Source organism: Kitasatospora sp. NPDC098652, from assembly GCF_044760155.1.
Classification (GTDB): Bacteria; Actinomycetota; Actinomycetes; order Streptomycetales; family Streptomycetaceae; genus Kitasatospora.
Genome location: NZ_JBIWAQ010000027.1, coordinates 1 through 16,376, shown reverse-complemented (window position 1 = coordinate 16,376; position 16,376 = coordinate 1). Strand labels below are relative to the sequence as shown.

The 16,376-nt window shown below is 73.2% G+C and carries 13 protein-coding genes; 5 read left to right on the top strand and 8 right to left on the bottom strand.

The annotated features are described in order from the left end of the window. The first annotated feature begins 19 nt into the window (after positions 1 to 19). Entirely contained in the window at positions 20 to 1,426 is a 1,407-nt protein-coding gene (locus tag ACIQWA_RS35745; protein ID WP_402489918.1) for a gluconate:H+ symporter, read from the top strand. A 67-nt stretch (positions 1,427 to 1,493) separates the two neighbouring features. Here ACIQWA_RS35745 and ACIQWA_RS35740 read toward each other — a convergent pair whose 3' ends face one another. Continuing rightward, positions 1,494 to 2,117, bottom strand: a complete 624-nt coding sequence (locus ACIQWA_RS35740; RefSeq protein WP_402489915.1) for a TetR/AcrR family transcriptional regulator — start codon at positions 2,115 to 2,117, stop codon at positions 1,494 to 1,496. An 83-nt stretch (positions 2,118 to 2,200) separates the two neighbouring features. On the opposite strand from ACIQWA_RS35740, the gene ACIQWA_RS35735 reads away from it, so the two are divergent. After that, a complete protein-coding gene (locus tag ACIQWA_RS35735; protein WP_402489912.1) occupies positions 2,201 to 3,421 on the top strand; it encodes an amidohydrolase family protein in 1,221 nt (406 codons plus the stop codon). Between the two features lie 59 nt (positions 3,422 to 3,480). Here ACIQWA_RS35735 and ACIQWA_RS35730 read toward each other — a convergent pair whose 3' ends face one another. The 5 genes from ACIQWA_RS35730 to mmuM form a co-directional block, all read right to left on the bottom strand. Further along, entirely contained in the window at positions 3,481 to 5,076 is a 1,596-nt protein-coding gene (locus tag ACIQWA_RS35730; protein ID WP_360243501.1) for a glycerol-3-phosphate dehydrogenase/oxidase, read from the bottom strand. Between the two features lie 174 nt (positions 5,077 to 5,250). Then, complete coding sequence (glpK, locus tag ACIQWA_RS35725) at positions 5,251 to 6,771, bottom strand: glycerol kinase GlpK (protein ID WP_360243498.1); 1,521 nt, start codon at positions 6,769 to 6,771, stop codon at positions 5,251 to 5,253. Positions 6,772 to 6,884: 113 nt separating this feature from the next. Beyond that, entirely contained in the window at positions 6,885 to 7,595 is a 711-nt protein-coding gene (locus ACIQWA_RS35720; protein ID WP_402490057.1) for an MIP/aquaporin family protein, read from the bottom strand. A 308-nt stretch (positions 7,596 to 7,903) separates the two neighbouring features. Next, the gene (locus ACIQWA_RS35715) at positions 7,904 to 8,668 is read right to left on the bottom strand and encodes an IclR family transcriptional regulator (protein WP_360243495.1); all 765 of its coding nucleotides are present in this window, start codon (positions 8,666 to 8,668) and stop codon (positions 7,904 to 7,906) included. A 145-nt stretch (positions 8,669 to 8,813) separates the two neighbouring features. Then, entirely contained in the window at positions 8,814 to 9,758 is a 945-nt protein-coding gene (gene mmuM / locus ACIQWA_RS35710) for a homocysteine S-methyltransferase (protein ID WP_402489908.1), read from the bottom strand. 160 nt (positions 9,759 to 9,918) lie between these two features. Here mmuM and ACIQWA_RS35705 point away from each other — a divergent pair, with 160 nt between their 5' ends. From ACIQWA_RS35705 to ACIQWA_RS35695, 3 genes are read left to right on the top strand one after another with little or no spacing between them, the layout of a single operon-like run. Next, a complete protein-coding gene (locus ACIQWA_RS35705) occupies positions 9,919 to 10,869 on the top strand; it encodes an NUDIX hydrolase (protein ID WP_402489905.1) in 951 nt (316 codons plus the stop codon). A 21-nt stretch (positions 10,870 to 10,890) separates the two neighbouring features. Then, on the top strand, positions 10,891 to 11,439 hold the full coding sequence (locus tag ACIQWA_RS35700; RefSeq protein WP_402489903.1) for an NUDIX domain-containing protein: 549 nt from the start codon (positions 10,891 to 10,893) through the stop codon (positions 11,437 to 11,439). Positions 11,440 to 11,484: 45 nt separating this feature from the next. Next, positions 11,485 to 13,587: an acetoacetate--CoA ligase gene (locus tag ACIQWA_RS35695; RefSeq protein ID WP_402489901.1), complete on the top strand. Its 2,103-nt coding sequence runs from the start codon at positions 11,485 to 11,487 to the stop codon at positions 13,585 to 13,587. A gap of 73 nt (positions 13,588 to 13,660) precedes the next feature. On the opposite strand, the gene ptsP is transcribed toward ACIQWA_RS35695, so the two are convergent. Next, positions 13,661 to 15,331: a phosphoenolpyruvate--protein phosphotransferase gene (ptsP, locus tag ACIQWA_RS35690; RefSeq protein ID WP_402489898.1), complete on the bottom strand. Its 1,671-nt coding sequence runs from the start codon at positions 15,329 to 15,331 to the stop codon at positions 13,661 to 13,663. Positions 15,332 to 15,434: 103 nt separating this feature from the next. Beyond that, positions 15,435 to 15,884 carry a PTS glucose transporter subunit IIA gene (locus ACIQWA_RS35685; RefSeq protein WP_402489895.1) on the bottom strand — a complete coding sequence of 150 codons (450 nt, stop codon included), beginning with the start codon at positions 15,882 to 15,884 and terminating at the stop codon, positions 15,435 to 15,437. Positions 15,885 to 16,376 lie beyond the last annotated feature (492 nt).

Here is a 16,376-nt window from a genome sequence, read left to right as displayed (position 1 = left end):
AGCGAAGTGAGGCGGGCGCATGAGTATTGCCCCCACCCTCGCCCCGACCCTCCTGGCGGCCGCCCCACCGGCCCTGCCGCACACCGGCAGCGACTCCCAGCTGCTGCTCGCGGTGCTGCTCAGCATCGGCGCGATCGTGCTGCTGATCACCAAGCTGAAACTGCACCCCTTCCTCGCCCTCACGCTCGGCTCCGGCCTGCTGGCGGCCGTCGCGGGTGCCCCCTTCGACAAGCTGCTGAGCAGCTTCTCCACGGGCTTCGGATCCACCGTGGCCAGTGTCGGGCTGCTGATCGGCCTGGGCGCGATGCTCGGCAAGCTGCTCGCGGACTCGGGCGGCGCCAACATCATCGCGGACACCGTACTGTCCCGGACCGGCAACAGGGCGCTGCCCTGGGCGATGGCGCTGATCGCCGCCGTGCTCGGCCTGCCGCTGTTCTTCGAGGTGGGCGTCGTCCTGCTGATCCCGATCGTGCTGCTGGTCGCCCGCCGCGGCAACGTGCCGCTGATGCGGGTCGGCATCCCGGCGCTGGCCGGCCTGTCGGTGCTGCACGGCCTGGTGCCCCCGCACCCGGGCCCGCTGGTCGCCGTCGACGCGCTCAAGGCCGACCTCGGCATCACCCTGGCGCTCGGCCTGCTGATCGCCGTCCCGACCCTGATCATCGCCGGCCCGCTGTTCGCCCGGGTCGCCGAGCGCTGGGTGGGCCCGCTGGAGATCCCGGCCGCCACGGCCCCCGAGGGAACCGCCGAGTCCGAGCGCACCCCGTCGTTCGGCGCGGTGCTGGCCACCATCCTGCTGCCCGTCGTGCTGATGCTCGGCAAGGCCCTGGCCGACGTGGTGATCGACGACCCGAAGGCGGTCGGCCAGCGGGTCTTCGACTTCATCGGCTCCCCGCTGATCGCCCTGCTCGCCGCCACCCTGCTGGCCATGCTGACCCTCGGCAGGGCGGCCGGCTTCGACAAGGCCCGGATCTCCGACACCGTCGGCAAGGCGCTCGGCCCGATCGCCGGCATCGTGTTCATCGTCGGCGCCGGCGGCGGCTTCAAGCAGACCCTGATCGACGTGGGCGTCGGCAACGCGGTGAGCGAGTGGTCCGGCAAGTGGCACATCTCCGCGCTGCTGCTGGGCTGGCTGATCGCGGTGCTGATCCGCCTGGCCACCGGCTCGGCGACGGTCGCCACCATCACCGCGGCCGGCATCGTGTCGCCGCTCGCCGCGAACATGTCCTCGACCCACGCGGCCCTGCTGGTGCTCGCGATCGGGGCCGGCTCGCTGTTCCTGTCGCACGTCAACGACGCCGGCTTCTGGCTGGTGAAGGAGTACTTCGGGATGAGCGTCGGGCAGACGCTCAAGTCCTGGTCGGTGATGGAGACGGTGATCTCGGTGGTCGCGATCGCCCTGATCATGCCGCTGAGCCTGATCATCTAGCGCCGGCGCGCCTTCGTCCGCAGGGGCGGCACCCGTACGTACGGGTGCCGCCCCTGCGGCGTTGCGGTCAGTTTCCGAGCAGTCCGGAGAGCACCGCCGTGGTGGCCGCCAGCAGCTCCTCGGCCGCCTCGCCGCCGGCCGCCGTACGGGCCAGCAGCCCCTCGCGCGCCGCCAGCACGACCGCCGCCGTCCGCCCGGCCCCGGCCCCGGCCGGCACCAGCTCGGGCAGCACCCGCTCCAGGACGTCCGCCAGCGCCCGCGCCACCGTCCGGTCGTGCTCGGCGAGCTGCTCGGCCAGCGTCGCGGACCGGGCCGCGACCAGCCGGAACTCCAGGAACAGCAGGATCCACCCGCTCTCCGCCGGCTCGACCCGCAGCAGCGCCTCGACCAGCAGTCGGGCCCGCTCCGGCGGCGCGAGCGCCTCGCAGGCCGCGGCGAGCCGCTCCAGCTCGGCCATCCGCCGGGCGGCCTGGTCGTCGAAGAGCGCCAGCAGCAGGTCCTCCTTGCTGCCGAAGTTCGAGTAGAAGGCTCCGCGGGTGTACCCGGCGGCGGCGCAGACGTCCTCGATGCTCGTCCGGGCGAAGCCGATCGAGAGGAACAGTTCGCTCGCCGCGGCCAGCAGTCGGGCCCGGGTGTGGACGCGCCGCCGGGGTGGTCGGGGAGCGTCGGCTTCGGTGGGGGGTGGGTTCACAGCAGCACGATACATGGTGTATTCAGTACGGGTCGTATTCAATACGTGCCGTACTGAACCATGCGCGCCCGAAGGAGCCGGACATGACCCGCCTGCTGATCACCAACGCCCACCTGCTCCACCCCGAGGACGGCACCCGCACCGAGCCGGGCTGGCTGGAGGCCGCCGACGGCCGGATCACCGCCACCGGCACCGGCCGCCCGCCGGCCGTCACCGAGACGGTCCGGGTCCTGGACGCGCAGGGCGCCACCGTGCTGCCCGGCCTGATCGACGCCCACGTCCACCTGCTGGTCACCTCGCTCGACCTGCGCGACGTCGCGAACTGGACGCCCGGCTACGCCACCGTCCGGGCCCTGGCCGAGGCCGAACGCATGCTGCGCCGCGGCTTCACCACCGTCCGCGACGTCGGCGGCGCGGACCACGGCATGGCCCGCGCCCTGGCCGAGGGCCTCGTCCCCGGCCCGCGCCTGCTGCACGGCGGCAAGGCGCTCTCCCAGACCGGCGGCCACGGCGACCTGCGCCCGCTCGGGGACGACTCGCTGCCCTGCTGCGAGGCCCGCCCCCACTTCGGCCGGATCGCCGACGGCGTGGACGCGGTGCGCGCCGCCGCCCGGGACGAGTTCCGCAAGGGCGCCCGGCACCTCAAGGTGCTGCTCTCCGGCGGCGTCGCCTCCCCGCACGACGAGATCGCCGCGGTCCAGTACAGCGAGGAGGAGATCCGGGCGGCCGTCCAGGAGGCCGAGAACCACAACCGCTACGTCACCGTGCACGCCTACCACCCGCGCGCGATCGACCGCGCCCTGCGGGCCGGCGTGCGCTGCGTCGAACACGGCAACCTGCTGGACGACACCACCGTCGAGCTGCTGCTGGAGAAGGACGCCTTCCTGGTCCCCACCCTGGTCGCCTACGAGCGGACCGCGAAGCTCGGCGCCGCCTCCGGCCTGCCGCCGGCCTCCCTGGCCAAGCTCGCCGAGGTCCGCGACCGCGGCCTGGAGGCCCTGGAGCTCGCCCACCGCGCGGGCGTCAACCTGGTCTACGGCAGCGACCTGCTCGGCCCGCTGCACCACGCCCAGCTGGAGGAGTTCACCCTGCGCGCCCAGGTCCAGCCGGCCCTCGACGTGCTCCGCTCGGCGACCACCACGGCGGCCCGGCTGCTCGGCCTGGCGGGGGAGATCGGCACCCTCGCCCCGGGCGCGCACGCGGACCTGCTGGTCGTCGACGGCGACCCGCTGGCCGACCTCACCGTGCTGACCCGCCCGGAACAGCACCTCCGGCACGTGGTCAAGGCGGGCGCCGTGGTGTGAAAAAGCCGGCGGGCGTCCGGGGAAACCCCGAACGCCCGCCCGCCGTACCGCAGTTACTCTTACTTGTTCCCGCGCTTCGCGAGGAAGGCCTCGACCTCGTCCCGGATCTCCGGGGTGTCCAACCCGCGCACCGTCATGGTGGTGCGGCGGCGCAGCACGTCGTCCGCCGTGTACGCCCACTCGTTCTCGGCCGCGTAGGCGACCTGCGCCCAGACGTCCGGGCCGTCCTCGTGGATCGGCCGGCCGAGCTCCGGGTTCTCGTCGATCATGCGGGCGATGTCGAAGGACAGGGTGCCGTAGTGGCTGGCCAGGTGCTTGGCGACCAGCGGCTCCATCCGCGAGCCCGGCTCGCGGTCGATCAGCAGGCGGTGCGCGACGGCGTTCGGCGCGCCGACGCCCGGCAGCGGGACGGTCGGGGCGATCGGGGACATGTCCTCGGCGAGGCCGGTGCCGGGCACGTGCGCCAGCTTCTCCAGCACCGCGCGGCCGATGTGCCGGTAGGTGGTCCACTTGCCGCCGGAGACCGACAGCATGCCGCCGCGGCCCTCGGTGACGACGGTCTCGCGCTTGGCGGCGGCGGTGTCACCCGGGCCGCCGGGCAGCACGCGCAGGCCGGCGAAGGAGTAGGTGATCAGGTCGCGGTCGAGGTGCTCGTCGCGGATCGCGTGCGCGGCCTCGCCCATGATCTGGTCGATGTCCGCCTCGGTGGCCCGGACGTCCTTCGGGTCGCCGGTGTACTCCTCGTCGGTGGTGCCGAGGAGGACGTGGTCCTCCCACGGGATGGCGAAGGAGACGCGGTACTTGTCGATCGGGATGGTCAGCGCGGCGCGCCACGGCGAGCGGCGCTTGACGACGACGTGGGCGCCCTTGGAGAGGCGGATCGACGGCGCGGCGCCGGCGTCCTCCATGGTGCGCAGGTGGTCGACCCACGGGCCGGTGGCGTTGAGCACCAGGCGGGCGTTCACGCCGAACTCGCTGCCGTCCAGGCGGTCGCGCAGCTCGGCGCCGGTGACCCGGCCGCCGGTGAAGCGCAGGCCGGTGACCTCGGCGTGGTTGAGCACCACGGCGCCGGCGTCGACGGCGGCGCGCACGGTCATCACCGCGACGCGCGAGTCGTTCATCTGGTGGTCGCCGTAGACGGCCACCGAGCGCAGGCCCTCGGTGCGCAGCGCGGGCACCTGCTGGGCGGCGTGCGCGGCGGTGGAGACCCGGCCCATGCCGTCGCGGAAGGCGGACAGCGCCGAGTACAGGAACACGCCGGCGCCGAGCTTGGCCGCGCCGTGCGGGCCGCCCTTGTAGACCGGCACGAAGAAGGTCAGCGGGTTGACCAGGTGCGGGGCCACGTCGGTGGAGAGCGCGCGGCGCTCCTTGTGGTTCTCGGCGACCAGCTTGACCGCGCCGGTCTGCAGGTAGCGCAGACCGCCGTGGACGAGCTTGGAGGAGGCGCTGGAGGTGGCACCGGCGAAGTCGCCGGCGTCGACCATGGCGACCTTCAGGCCGGCCTGGGACGCGGTCCAGGCGACGGCCGTGCCGAGGATGCCGCCCCCGATCACCAGCAGGTCGTAGGTGGCCTTGCCGAGCAGCTCACGGGTCTCGGCACGGGAAGCGGTGCGGCCGGCGGTGCGCTCGGCGCCCAGGGTCGGGATGGTTGCCATGGTGGTTGTGTACGGCGCGCTGTTCCGGCTGCGCCGTTACTCCTCTCGGGTGCGGTGCGGCCCCTGCTGGAGAGGCCGGTCGGCCCGGTGCGGCGGGCCGGTGAAACACGGTTGCGCCCGTTGCCGGAACAGCGGGCGGCCGGCCGGGGCACGGGGCCCCGACCGGCGGGTCGGTCAGTTGGTCTCTTCCTCCTCCACCCAGCCCATGGTGCGCTCCACGGCCTTGAGCCACTTCTTGTACTCGCGCTCCCGGGTGTCCTCGTCCATGCGCGGGGTCCACTCGGCGGCGCGGTGCCAGTTGGCCCGCAGGGTGTCGAGGTCGTTCCAGAAGCCGACGGCGAGACCGGCCGCGTAGGCGGCGCCGAGGGCGGTGGTCTCGGCCACGTACGGGCGCTCGACCGGGGCGTTCAGGACGTCGGCGATGTTCTGCATGAGCAGGTTGTTGCTGGTCATGCCGCCGTCGACCTTGAGGGCGGTGAGCTCGACCCCGGAGTCCTTCTGCATGGCGTCGACGACCTCGCGGGTCTGCCAGGCGGTGGCCTCCAGGACGGCCCGGGCCAGGTGGCCCTTGGTGACGTACCGGGTCAGACCGGCGATCACACCGCGGGCGTCGGAGCGCCAGTACGGGGCGAACAGGCCGGAGAAGGCCGGGACGAAGTAGGCGCCGCCGTTGTCCTCGACGGTGTTGGCGAGGGTCTCGATCTCGGCGGCGGTGGAGATGATGCCGAGCTGGTCGCGCAGCCACTGGACGAGCGAGCCGGTGACGGCGATCGAGCCCTCCAGCGCGTAGACCGGGGCCTGGTCGCCGATCCGGTAGCCGACCGTGGTCAGCAGGCCGTGGTACGAGTTGACGATCTTCTCGCCGGTGTTCAGCAGCAGGAAGGTGCCGGTGCCGTAGGTCGACTTGGCCTCGCCCTCGTTGAAGCAGGTCTGGCCGAACAGCGCGGCCTGCTGGTCGCCGAGCGCGGAGGCGACCGGGACGCCGGCCAGGTCGCCGACGGCCTCGCCGTAGACCTCGGCGGAGGAGCGGATCTCCGGGAGGACGGCCATCGGCACGCCCATCGACTCGGCGATGCTCTCGTCCCAGGCGAGGGTCTTGAGGTTCATCAGCATGGTGCGGCTGGCGTTGGTGACGTCGGTGACGTGCTTGCCGCCGTTGACACCGCCGGTGAGGTTCCAGATCACCCAGGTGTCCATGGTGCCGAACAGGATGTCGCCGGCCTCGGCGCGCTCGCGCAGGCCCTCGACGTTGTCCAGCAGCCAGCGGATCTTCGGGCCGGCGAAGTAGCTGGCCAGCGGGAGGCCGGTCTCGCGGCGGAAGCGGTCCTGGCCGACGTTGCGGCCCAGCTCGCGGCAGAGGCCCTCGGTGCGGGTGTCCTGCCACACCAGCGCGTTGTGCACCGGCTCACCGGTGTTCCTGTCCCACAGGACGGTGGTCTCGCGCTGGTTGGTGATGCCGATCGCGCGGATGTCGTCCTTGGTCAGGCCGGCCTTCTCCAGCGCGCCGCGGACGACCGACTGCACCCGGGTCCAGATCTCGGCGGCGTCGTGCTCGACGTAGCCGGGCTGGGGGAAGATCTGCCGGTGCTCCTGCTGGTCGACGGCGACGATCCGGCCGTCGGCGCCGAAGATGATGCAGCGGCTGGAGGTGGTGCCCTGGTCGATCGCGGCGATGTAGTTGCCAGTGGAGGTCATGTGGAGGGTCCTCGGCTCAAGTTCGGGGGTTACGGGGTGGATGGGCCTGACACGGACGTTCGTTACCCGTACGTCCGGTCAGTCCCCGTGCTCGGCGGTTTCCAACCGGGCCTTTAGAACAGGGCGTTGTACACGCCGCCGGCCGCGAGGCCGCCCAGGAGCGGGCCGACGACCGGGATCCAGGCGTACGACCAGTCCGAGCCGCCCTTGTTCGGGATCGGCAGGAAGGTGTGGGCGATGCGCGGGCCGAGGTCGCGGGCCGGGTTGATCGCGTAGCCGGTCGGGCCACCGAGGGAGAGGCCGATGCCGACGACGGTGAGGGCGACGATCAGGGTGCCCATGCCGCTGTCGCCCAGGCCCTTGGTGGTGCCGAGGGTGAGGATCGCCATGCAGAGCACGAAGGTGCCGATGACCTCGGTGATCACGTTCTGGAGCGGGTTCCGGATCTCGGGCCCGGTCGAGAAGATGCCGAGGGTCGGCTCCTTGTTGGCCTGGAACTGGCCGAGGTAGGCGAGCCAGACCATGACGGCGCCGATGATCGCGCCGAGCAGCTGGGAGCCGATGTACAGCGGCACCTGGCTCCACTCGCCGGTCTTGACGGCGATGGCGACGGTGACGGCCGGGTTGAGGTGGGCGCCGGACTTGGCCCCGGTCATGTAGGCGGCGATGAGGACCGCGAAGCCCCAGCCGAAGGTGATCGCCAGCCAGCCGGCGTTGAAGGCCTTCGACTTCTTGAGGGTCACGGCGGCACAGACGCCGCCGCCGAGGAGTATCAGGGCGGCGGTGCCGAGGGTTTCGCCGACGAAGACGTCGCCGTTGGAGATGGCGGACACAAAGACTCCCTTGTCATGGCCCGAAGTGCGGGTGGGGGCAGGCGGCCGGTCGATCCCTGTGCGGGTGAGCGTGCTGTGGGAGTGATCTTCCCGGCCATCGTTCGACAATGTCGACCGTCATGCGGAAGCTTCCTCCCCAGGTCGGCCCCGCGTCAAGGCGGGGTTACGCAGCTGTGACCCTTCCCTCGGAAGGTCCCCCGAAGTTACCCAGCGGAGTGCCCCGAATCGGGGCAAAACGCCAAGGCGCGGACAGGCTCACCGCCCGTCCGCGCCTCAGCGTGACGAATCGACCGCGTTGCTCAGAACCGCCCGGCGCCCAGATCGCGGGAGATCGCCCGCGCCGCGCTGCGCACCGACGCCACCAGCGAGGGCTTCACGAAGCCGTCCTCGCAGACCCGCTCCACCGGCCCGTTGATGCACACCGCGCCCACCGGGTTGCGCCGCCGGTCCTGGATCAGCGCCGCGATCGAGGCCACGCCCTCCCAGGTCTCCTCGATCGAGTCCGCCCAGCCGCGCTCGCGGATCAGCGCGCACTCGGCGTCCAGGTCGCTCGCCTCGGTCAGCGTCCGCACGGTGTACGACTCGTACGGTCCCTCGCCCAACTCCCCGCGCGCGACCGGGTCGTAGGCCACCAGGACCTTGCCGATCGCGGTGCTGTGCAGCGGCTGCATCGAGCCGACCTCCAGCACTTGCCGGGTGTCGTCGGGCCGGAACACGTGGTGCACGATCAGCACGCCCTGCTGGTGCAGCACCCCCAGGTAGACGGTCTCCCCGGCCGCCCGGGCCAGGTCGTCCGCCCACACCAGCGCCCGCGCCCGCAGCTCGTGCACGTCCAGGTAGCTCTGCCCCAGCCGCAGCAGCTCGGCGCCCAGCTGGTACTTGCCGCTCTCCGGGTCCTGCTCGACGAAGCCCTCCTGCTGCAGCGTGCGCAGGATCCCGTGCGCGGTGCCCTTGGCGAGGTCCAGTGCCGTCGCGACCTCGGACAGCCCCAGGCGGCGCTCGCCGCCGGCCAGCAGGCGCATGATCGCGGCGGCCCGGGAGAGCGACTGGATCGGGCCGGGCATGGATACCTCCGGGCTGACAGGCGGTCGACATTGTCGACCGCAGGGGTGACGGGACGAGTCTGCCAGGCCGCCGTCCGTCCGTGCACCTTCCCCCTCGGTAACCCGTGCTCGACCCGGTGTTAACCTTCCGCGCCCGGCCCGTGCGCTACCCTTCCACCCCGCTGAGCAGCCCGCGCCGCACCGACACCTCGGCCGCCAGCGCGGCGATCCCGTCGGTGCCGACCCGGCAGCAGCCGCCGACCAGCCGCGCGCCGTCCGCCAGCCAGCCGCCCACCCGCGCCGAGCGGAAGGTCGACTCCCCGCGCCAGTCCCGGCGGTCCGGGTCCCACTGCTCCCCGCTGTTCGGATAGACCACCACCGGCTTCCCGGTCACCTCCGCGGCCACCGCCACCGCCAGGTCCGCGTCCTGCGGAGTGCAGCAGTTGACGCCCACCGCCAGCACCTCGTCCACCTCCGCCGCCAGCGCGAACGCCTCCGCCAGCGGCTGCCCGGCCCTGGTCCGGCCGTCCGCCACGCTGTACGACAACCAGGCCGGCACCCCCAGCCCGCGCACCAGCTCCAGCAGCGCCCGCGCCTCGTCCGCGTCCGGCACCGTCTCCAACGCCAGCACGTCCGGCCGGGCCGCCGCCAGCACCTCCAGCCGCGGCCGGTGGAACGCCATCAGCTCCGCGTGGTCCAGGCCGTACCGGCCCCGGTACTCCGAACCGTCCGCCAGCACCGCTCCGTACGGGCCGACCGAGGCCGCCACCCAGCGCCGCCGGCCGCCCGGCTCGGCCCGCGCCGCCTCCCGGGCCAGCTCCACGCTGCTCGCCAGCAGCCGGGCCGCCGCCGCGTGCCCCACCCCGCGCCGGGCGAAGCCCTCGAAACTCGCCTGGTAGCTCGCCGTGATCGCGACGTCGGCCCCCGCCGCGAAGTACGCCCGGTGCGCCGCCACCACCGCGTCCGGATCGTCCGCGAGCAGCCGCGCCGACCACAGCGCGTCCGAGAGGTCGTGCCCCGCGGCGGCCAGCTGGTTGGACATCCCGCCGTCCAGGACCAGCGGGCCGGCCGCCAGCGCCGTGGCGAAGTCCGGCGGGGGAGCAGTGGGCATCTCGGCCTCCTCGGGCGCGGTCGTTCCTGGTCACAGCCTAGAAGCCGGAGCCCGCCGCCGACCGGGAAAACCGTTTGCCGCCGGGGAACGGAGTCGTTACGTTGTGCTCATCCCGAGAACGACAGCACCAGGGCCCCAGGGGCGCGGAGAGGAGCCGGCGATGGCAGCGGACGACCCGTCCCCCCAGCCCGCCGCCGGGCCCGCGGCCGAGCAGGAATGGCTCGCCGCGTACGACCCGCGCGCCTACGCCCCGATCGCCGTCACCGTCGACGTGGTGGCGCTGACGCTGCGCAGCGGCCGGCTGCACGTGCTGCTGGTCGAACGCGGCGCCCCGCCCTACCAGGGCTGCTGGGCGCTGCCCGGCGGCTTCCTGCGGGCGGGGGAGGAGGGCCTCGACGAGGCCGCCGCCCGCGAGCTCGCCGAGGAGACCGGCCTCCAGGGCGTCTCCGAGGCCGAGGCCGCGCTCTGCCGCCTGCACCTCGAACAGCTCGGCACCTACGGCGCCCCCGATCGGGACCCACGGATGCACGTCGTCTCCGTCGCCTACCTGGCCTTCGCCCCGGACCTGCCCGACCCGCAGGCCGGCACGGACGCCGCGGCCGCCGCCTGGCACCCGGTGGCCGACCTCGATCCGGCCCCGCGGTCCCCGGACCGCGCCCCAGCCGCCGGTGTGCCCGCCGACACCCACGGGGGTGGCGTCGACGGGCACACCGGCCCCCCGCCGGTCGCACCGCACCCGATCCGGCTCGCCTTCGACCACGCCCGCATCCTGGCCGACGGCCTCGACCGGGTACGCGCCAAGCTGGAGTACAGCCCGCTCGCCACCGCCTTCCTGCCCCACGACTTCACCATCCCCGACCTCCGCGCCGTCTACGAGGCCGTCTGGGACGAGAAGCTCCACCCCGGCAACTTCCACCGCAAGGTCCTCTCCGTCCCCGGCTTCGTCGAGAGCACCGGCACCACCACCGAGCGCGGCGGCGCCCGCGGCGGCCCCCGCGCCCGCACCTACCACGCCGGGGGCGCCCAACTGCTGCACCCCGCCCTGCTCCGCCCCGCCCGCGAGGACGGCCAGGGCGTCGGAGCCCCCACCGCCCCCGACCACCCCCGCTGAGCCCCGGGCTACCATCCGCCCATGAGCACCGACGAAGCGACCCGCACCATCCACCGGCCGTTCTCCCACTGCCACTTCTGCGGCACGCCGTACCCGCCCGGCACCGAGGCCTGGCCCCGCACCTGCCCCGGCTGCGCCGAGATCAGCTACCGCAACCCGCTGCCCGTCGCCGTCACCGTCCTGCCCGTCACCCGGCCCGACGCCGACCCGGCCCTGGTGGTCATCCGCCGCACCATCGAACCCGGCTACGGCGGACTCGCCTTCCCCGGCGGCTACATGGACTTCGGCGAGACCTGGCAGCAGGCCTGCGTGCGCGAACTCGCCGAGGAGACCGGCATCCTGGCCGACGCCGCCGACGTCCGCCTGATCCACATCGCCTCCGACCCCAACGGCCGCTTCATCATGCTCTGCGGACTCCTCCCCGCCCGCCCGCTCGCCGAACTCCCGCCCTCCCTCCCCACCGACGAGACCGAGGGCTGGCTGCTCGCCACCGCCGACACCGCGCTGGTCTGGGACTTCCACAACGGCATCCTGCGCCGCTGGTTCGACGGCGAGTTCACCCCCCGCTGAGGGGTGGCGCAACCCCCGGCCGACCCTGGCGCAGCGGCCGCTCGCATGGCATGGTCTGCACCGACAGCCCAACCGGACGGGTTGGCCACGAGCTCACCCGTCCCCACCACCGGCCGGGAGACCACCACCGTGAGCACCCCTTCCCAGGACCAGCCGCTCTGGCGCCCCAACCCCGCTCGCGCCGCCGCCACCAGCCTGGTCGCCTTCCAGGCCTGGGCCGCCGAGCACCACGGAGCCCCGGCCGCCCCGCTCGCCCCGGCCGACGACGACCAGCAGGCCGCCCAGCGCTACGCGGACCTGCACGCCTGGTCCACCGCCGACCTCGACCGCTTCTGGACGGCGGTCACCCAGTGGTTCGACGTCCGCTTCACCGAGGCCCCCGAGGCCGTCCTCGCCGACCCGGCCATGCCCGGCGCCCGCTGGTTCCCCGGCGCCCGCCTCAACTACGCCGAGCACGCCCTGCGCGCCGCCGAGGACCCCGCCAACGCGGACCGCCCGGCCGTCCTCCACCTGGACGAGACCACCGAGCAGCCGGCCGCCCTCAGCTGGTCCGAGCTGCGCCGCCAGGTCGGCTCGCTCGCCGCCGCCCTGCGCGCCCGCGGCGTCCGCCCCGGCGACCGGGTCAGCGCCTACCTGCCCAACATCCCGCAGGCCGCCGTCGCACTGCTCGCCACCGCCGCCGTCGGCGCGATCTGGACCAGCTGCGCCCCCGACTTCGGCGCCCGCAGCGTCCTCGACCGCCTCCAGCAGATCGAACCCGCGGTCCTCTTCGCCGTCGACGGCTACCACTACGGCGGCAAGGACCACGACCGCACCGAGGTCGTCGCCGAGCTGCGCCGCGAACTCCCCAGCCTGCACACCGTGGTGCACGTCCCGCTGCTCGGTGCCCCGGCCCCCGAGGGCGCCCTCCAGTGGGACGACCTGGTCGCCGACGACGTGGCGCCGGTGTTCGAGCCGGTCCCCTTCGACCACCCGCTCTGGGTCCTCTACTCCTCCGGCACCACCGGCCTGCCCAAGGCCATCGTCCAGAGCCAGGGCGGCATCCTGCTCGAACACCTCAAGCAGGCCGGCCTCCACCTCGACCTCGGCCCCCAGGACCGCTTCCTCTGGTACACCTCCACCGGCTGGATGATGTGGAACTTCCTGCTGGCCGGCCTCCTGGTCGGGGCCACGATCGTCACCTACGACGGCAGCCCCGGCCACCCCGACACCGGCGCCCTGTGGTCCGTCGCCGCCCGCACCCGCGCCACCGTCCTCGGCACCTCCGCCGCGTACGTCATCGCCAGCCGCAAGGCCGAGCTGCACCCCGGCCGCGAACTCGACCTCTCCGCCGTCCGCTGCATCGGCACCACCGGCTCCCCGCTCCCGCCGGACGGCTTCCGCTGGATCTACGACGAGGTCAAGCAGGACGTCTGGCTCGCCTCGGTCAGCGGCGGCACCGACGTCTGCTCCTGCTTCGTCGGCGGCGTCCCCACCCTGCCGGTACACCTCGGCGAGATCCAGGCCCCCTGCCTGGGCGCCGCCGTCGAGTCCTGGGACGTCCAGGGCCACCCGCACACCGACACCGTCGGCGAACTCGTCGTCACCAAGCCGATCCCGTCGATGCCCACCGGCTTCTGGAACGACCCCGAGGGCACCCGGTACCACGACAGCTACTTCGACACCTACCCCGGCATCTGGCGCCACGGCGACTGGATCACCGTCACCTCCCGGGGCACCGTCGTCATCCACGGCCGCTCCGACTCCACCCTCAACCGCCAGGGCGTCCGGATGGGCTCCTCGGACATCTACGAGGTGGTCGAGCGCCTCCCCGAGATCGCCGAGTCCCTGGTCATCGGCCTGGAGGAGCCCGACGGCGGCTACTGGATGCCGCTGTTCGTCGTCCTCGCCCCCGGCGCCGAACTCGACGAGGACCTCATCGGCCGCATCCGCACCTCGCTGCGCACCGAGCTCTCCCCGCGCCACGTCCCGGACGAGGTGGTCGCCGTCCGCGGCCTGCCGCACACGCTGACCGGCAAGCGCATCGAGGTCCCGGTCAAGCGGATCCTCTCCGGCACCCCGCTGGAGCAGGCCGTCAACCCCGGTTCGGTCGACAACCTCGACCACCTGCGCTTCTTCGAGCAGCTCCGGGTCGACCGCCAGGCCTGACCGACCCGGGAAACGCCGAAGGGGCGCCCCCACCAGTTGCGGTGGGGGCGCCCCTTCGGCGTTCGCCCGGGTCCTACTCGCCGGAGAGCACCTGCTGCGCGGCGGCCCGCGCATCCTCGGCGCTGTCCGCGGCCCGGGCCGCCTCGGCTGCCCGGCGGCACTGCGCCAGCGTGTACTTCGCCAGCGTGCTCCGCACGTAGGGGATCGAGGCCGAGCCCATGGAGAGGCTGGTGACGCCCAGACCGGTCAGCACCACGGCCAGCAGCGGGTCGGACGCGGCCTCACCGCACACGCCGCAGCTCTTGCCGGTCGCCTGCGCGGCCTCGGCGGCCGCGGCGACCAGGTCCAGCAGCGCCGGCTGCCACGGGTCCTGCAGCCGGGCCAGCGCACCGACCTGACGGTCGGCGGCGAAGGTGTACTGGGCCAGGTCGTTGGTCCCCAGCGACAGGAACTCGACCTCCTGGAGGATCGACCGGGCCCGCAGCGCGGCCGACGGGATCTCCACCATCGCACCGAACTTGGCGTCCAGCCCGGCCTCGCGGCACGCGGCGGCGAAGGCCGCGGCGTCCTTGCGGTCGGCCACCATCGGGGCCATCACCTCGAGGTGCACCGGCAGGCCCGCGGCCGCCGTGGCCAGCGCCCGCAGCTGGGTGCGCAGCACCTCCGGGTGCTCCAGCAGGGTGCGCAGACCGCGCACGCCCAGCGCGGGGTTCGGCTCGTCGGCCGGGGTCAGGAAGTCCAGCGGCTTGTCCGCGCCCGCGTCCAGCACCCGGACCACGACCCGGCCCTCCGGGAAGGCCTCCAGCACCTTGCGGTACGCCTCGACCTGCTTCTCCTCGCCGGGAGCCTTCGCCGAGTCGTCCAGGAACAGGAACTCGGTACGGAACAGGCCGACGCCCTCCGCACCGTTCTCCAGCGCGGCCGGCACGTCCGCCGGGCCGCCGACGTTGGCCAGCAGCGGTACCCGGTGTCCGTCCGAGGTCTGCCCCGGGCCGGAGGAGGCGGCCAGCGCGGCCTTGCGCTCGGCGGCGACGGCCCGCAGCTCGTCCTGCTTCTGCTGCGACGGGTCCAGCAGTACGTCGCCCGAGCTGCCGTCCACCGCGACGACGGTGCCCTCGGCGACGTCCGTCGCCCCCGACAGCGCGACCACGGCCGGCACGCCCATCGCCCGCGCCAGGATGGCGCTGTGGCTGGTCGGCCCGCCCTCCTCGGTCACGAAGCCGAGCACCAGCGCCGGGTCCAGCAGCGCGGTGTCGGCCGGCGCCAGGTCCCGCGCGAACAGCACGTACGGTTCGTCGCTGTCCGGCACGCCCGGCATCGGCACGCCCAGCAGGCGGGCCACGATGCGGTTGCGCACGTCGTCCAGGTCGGCGACCCGCCCGGCCAGGTACTCCCCGGCGGAGGCCAGCAGCGCCCGGTAGGCCGCGAAGGCGTCGTACACGCCGCGCTCGGCACTGCTGCCGACGGCGATCCGACGGGACACGTCGGCCATCAGCTCCGGGTCCTGCGCCATCAGCGCCTGGGCCTCCAGCACGGCCTGCGCCTCACCGCCGGCCAGGTTGCCGCGCGCGATCAGGTCGGCCGCGACCGCCTCGACGGCCGCCTGGGCACGAGCCTGCTCGCGAGGGGCGTCCTCGGTCGGGATCTGGGTGGCCGGGGGCTCCAGGACCGCCGTGCCCATGTGCCGCACCTGGCCGATCGCGACCCCGTGGCTGACACCCACGCCGCGCAGTGTCTTCTCCATGTACCTGTTTCTCCGCTGAGAGGAGCGGCCCCGCCGGGAACCGCTGAGTGCCGGGTCGCCCCGTCAACTCCTGCGGGGCGGGTGTGTGTCGGTGGTTGAGGGGTCAGTTCCAGCTGAACAGGTGGTCGTCCGCCTGGACCTCGCCGGACTCGACCAGGGCACCCAGGGAGTCGGGGGCGGCCTCCAGCGCCACGACCGGCGAGATCGGCGACTTGCCCGCGGCCTCGACCGCGGCCGGGTCCCACCGGATCACGGCCTGACCACGGGTCACCGTGTCGCCCTTGTTGACGAGCAGTTCGAAGCCCTCGCCGTTCAGCTGCACCGTGTCGATGCCCAGGTGGGTCAGCACACCGTGCCCGTCCGCGTCCACCACCACGAAGGCGTGCGGGTGCATGGAGACCACGACGCCGTCCACCGGAGCGACCGCCTCGGTGGGCTCGCGCACCGGGTCGATCGCGGTGCCCGGACCGACCATCGCGCCCGCGAACACCGGGTCGGGCACGTTGGCAAGCCCGACAGCCCGGCCGGTCAGCGGCGACGTCACAATGGTCATGGTTGTGCCTCCCAAGTGCGCAATACAGCGAGCGGCCGCGAGGTGCGGCACACAATCAACTGAAGCCTAAATCATGTCAACTTCGGACATCTGTTGACGTTCCCGGGCGAAGACCCACGCCCCGCCCGTCTACCGACCGGCGTCACATCGACTCGCGACTGGTCTAGTCCTCTTGGTCGATGCGCCGCACTCTACAGGCATCTTGGCGAATCGGGACCATTGCTGTATATGCTCGCGAGAGCAACAAATCATGCCGCCGTCCGGGTGACCCACGGCGGGCCCCGATTCGCGCTCCGGCAACCGACCCGCTATGGTTGGGCGAGTCGCCGCAAGTCGGCGGGTTAACGCCAGATTTCAGATGCAAAAAGCCCCGGTAAACGGAGCGGAAAGCATCTGGTAAGCTGGAAACACGAAAGAACGAAGCGCCCGGAGGGCCCGCTGGAAGGCGGTCCGAAGGAAGCGTCCGTTCCTTGAGAACTCAACAGCGTGCCA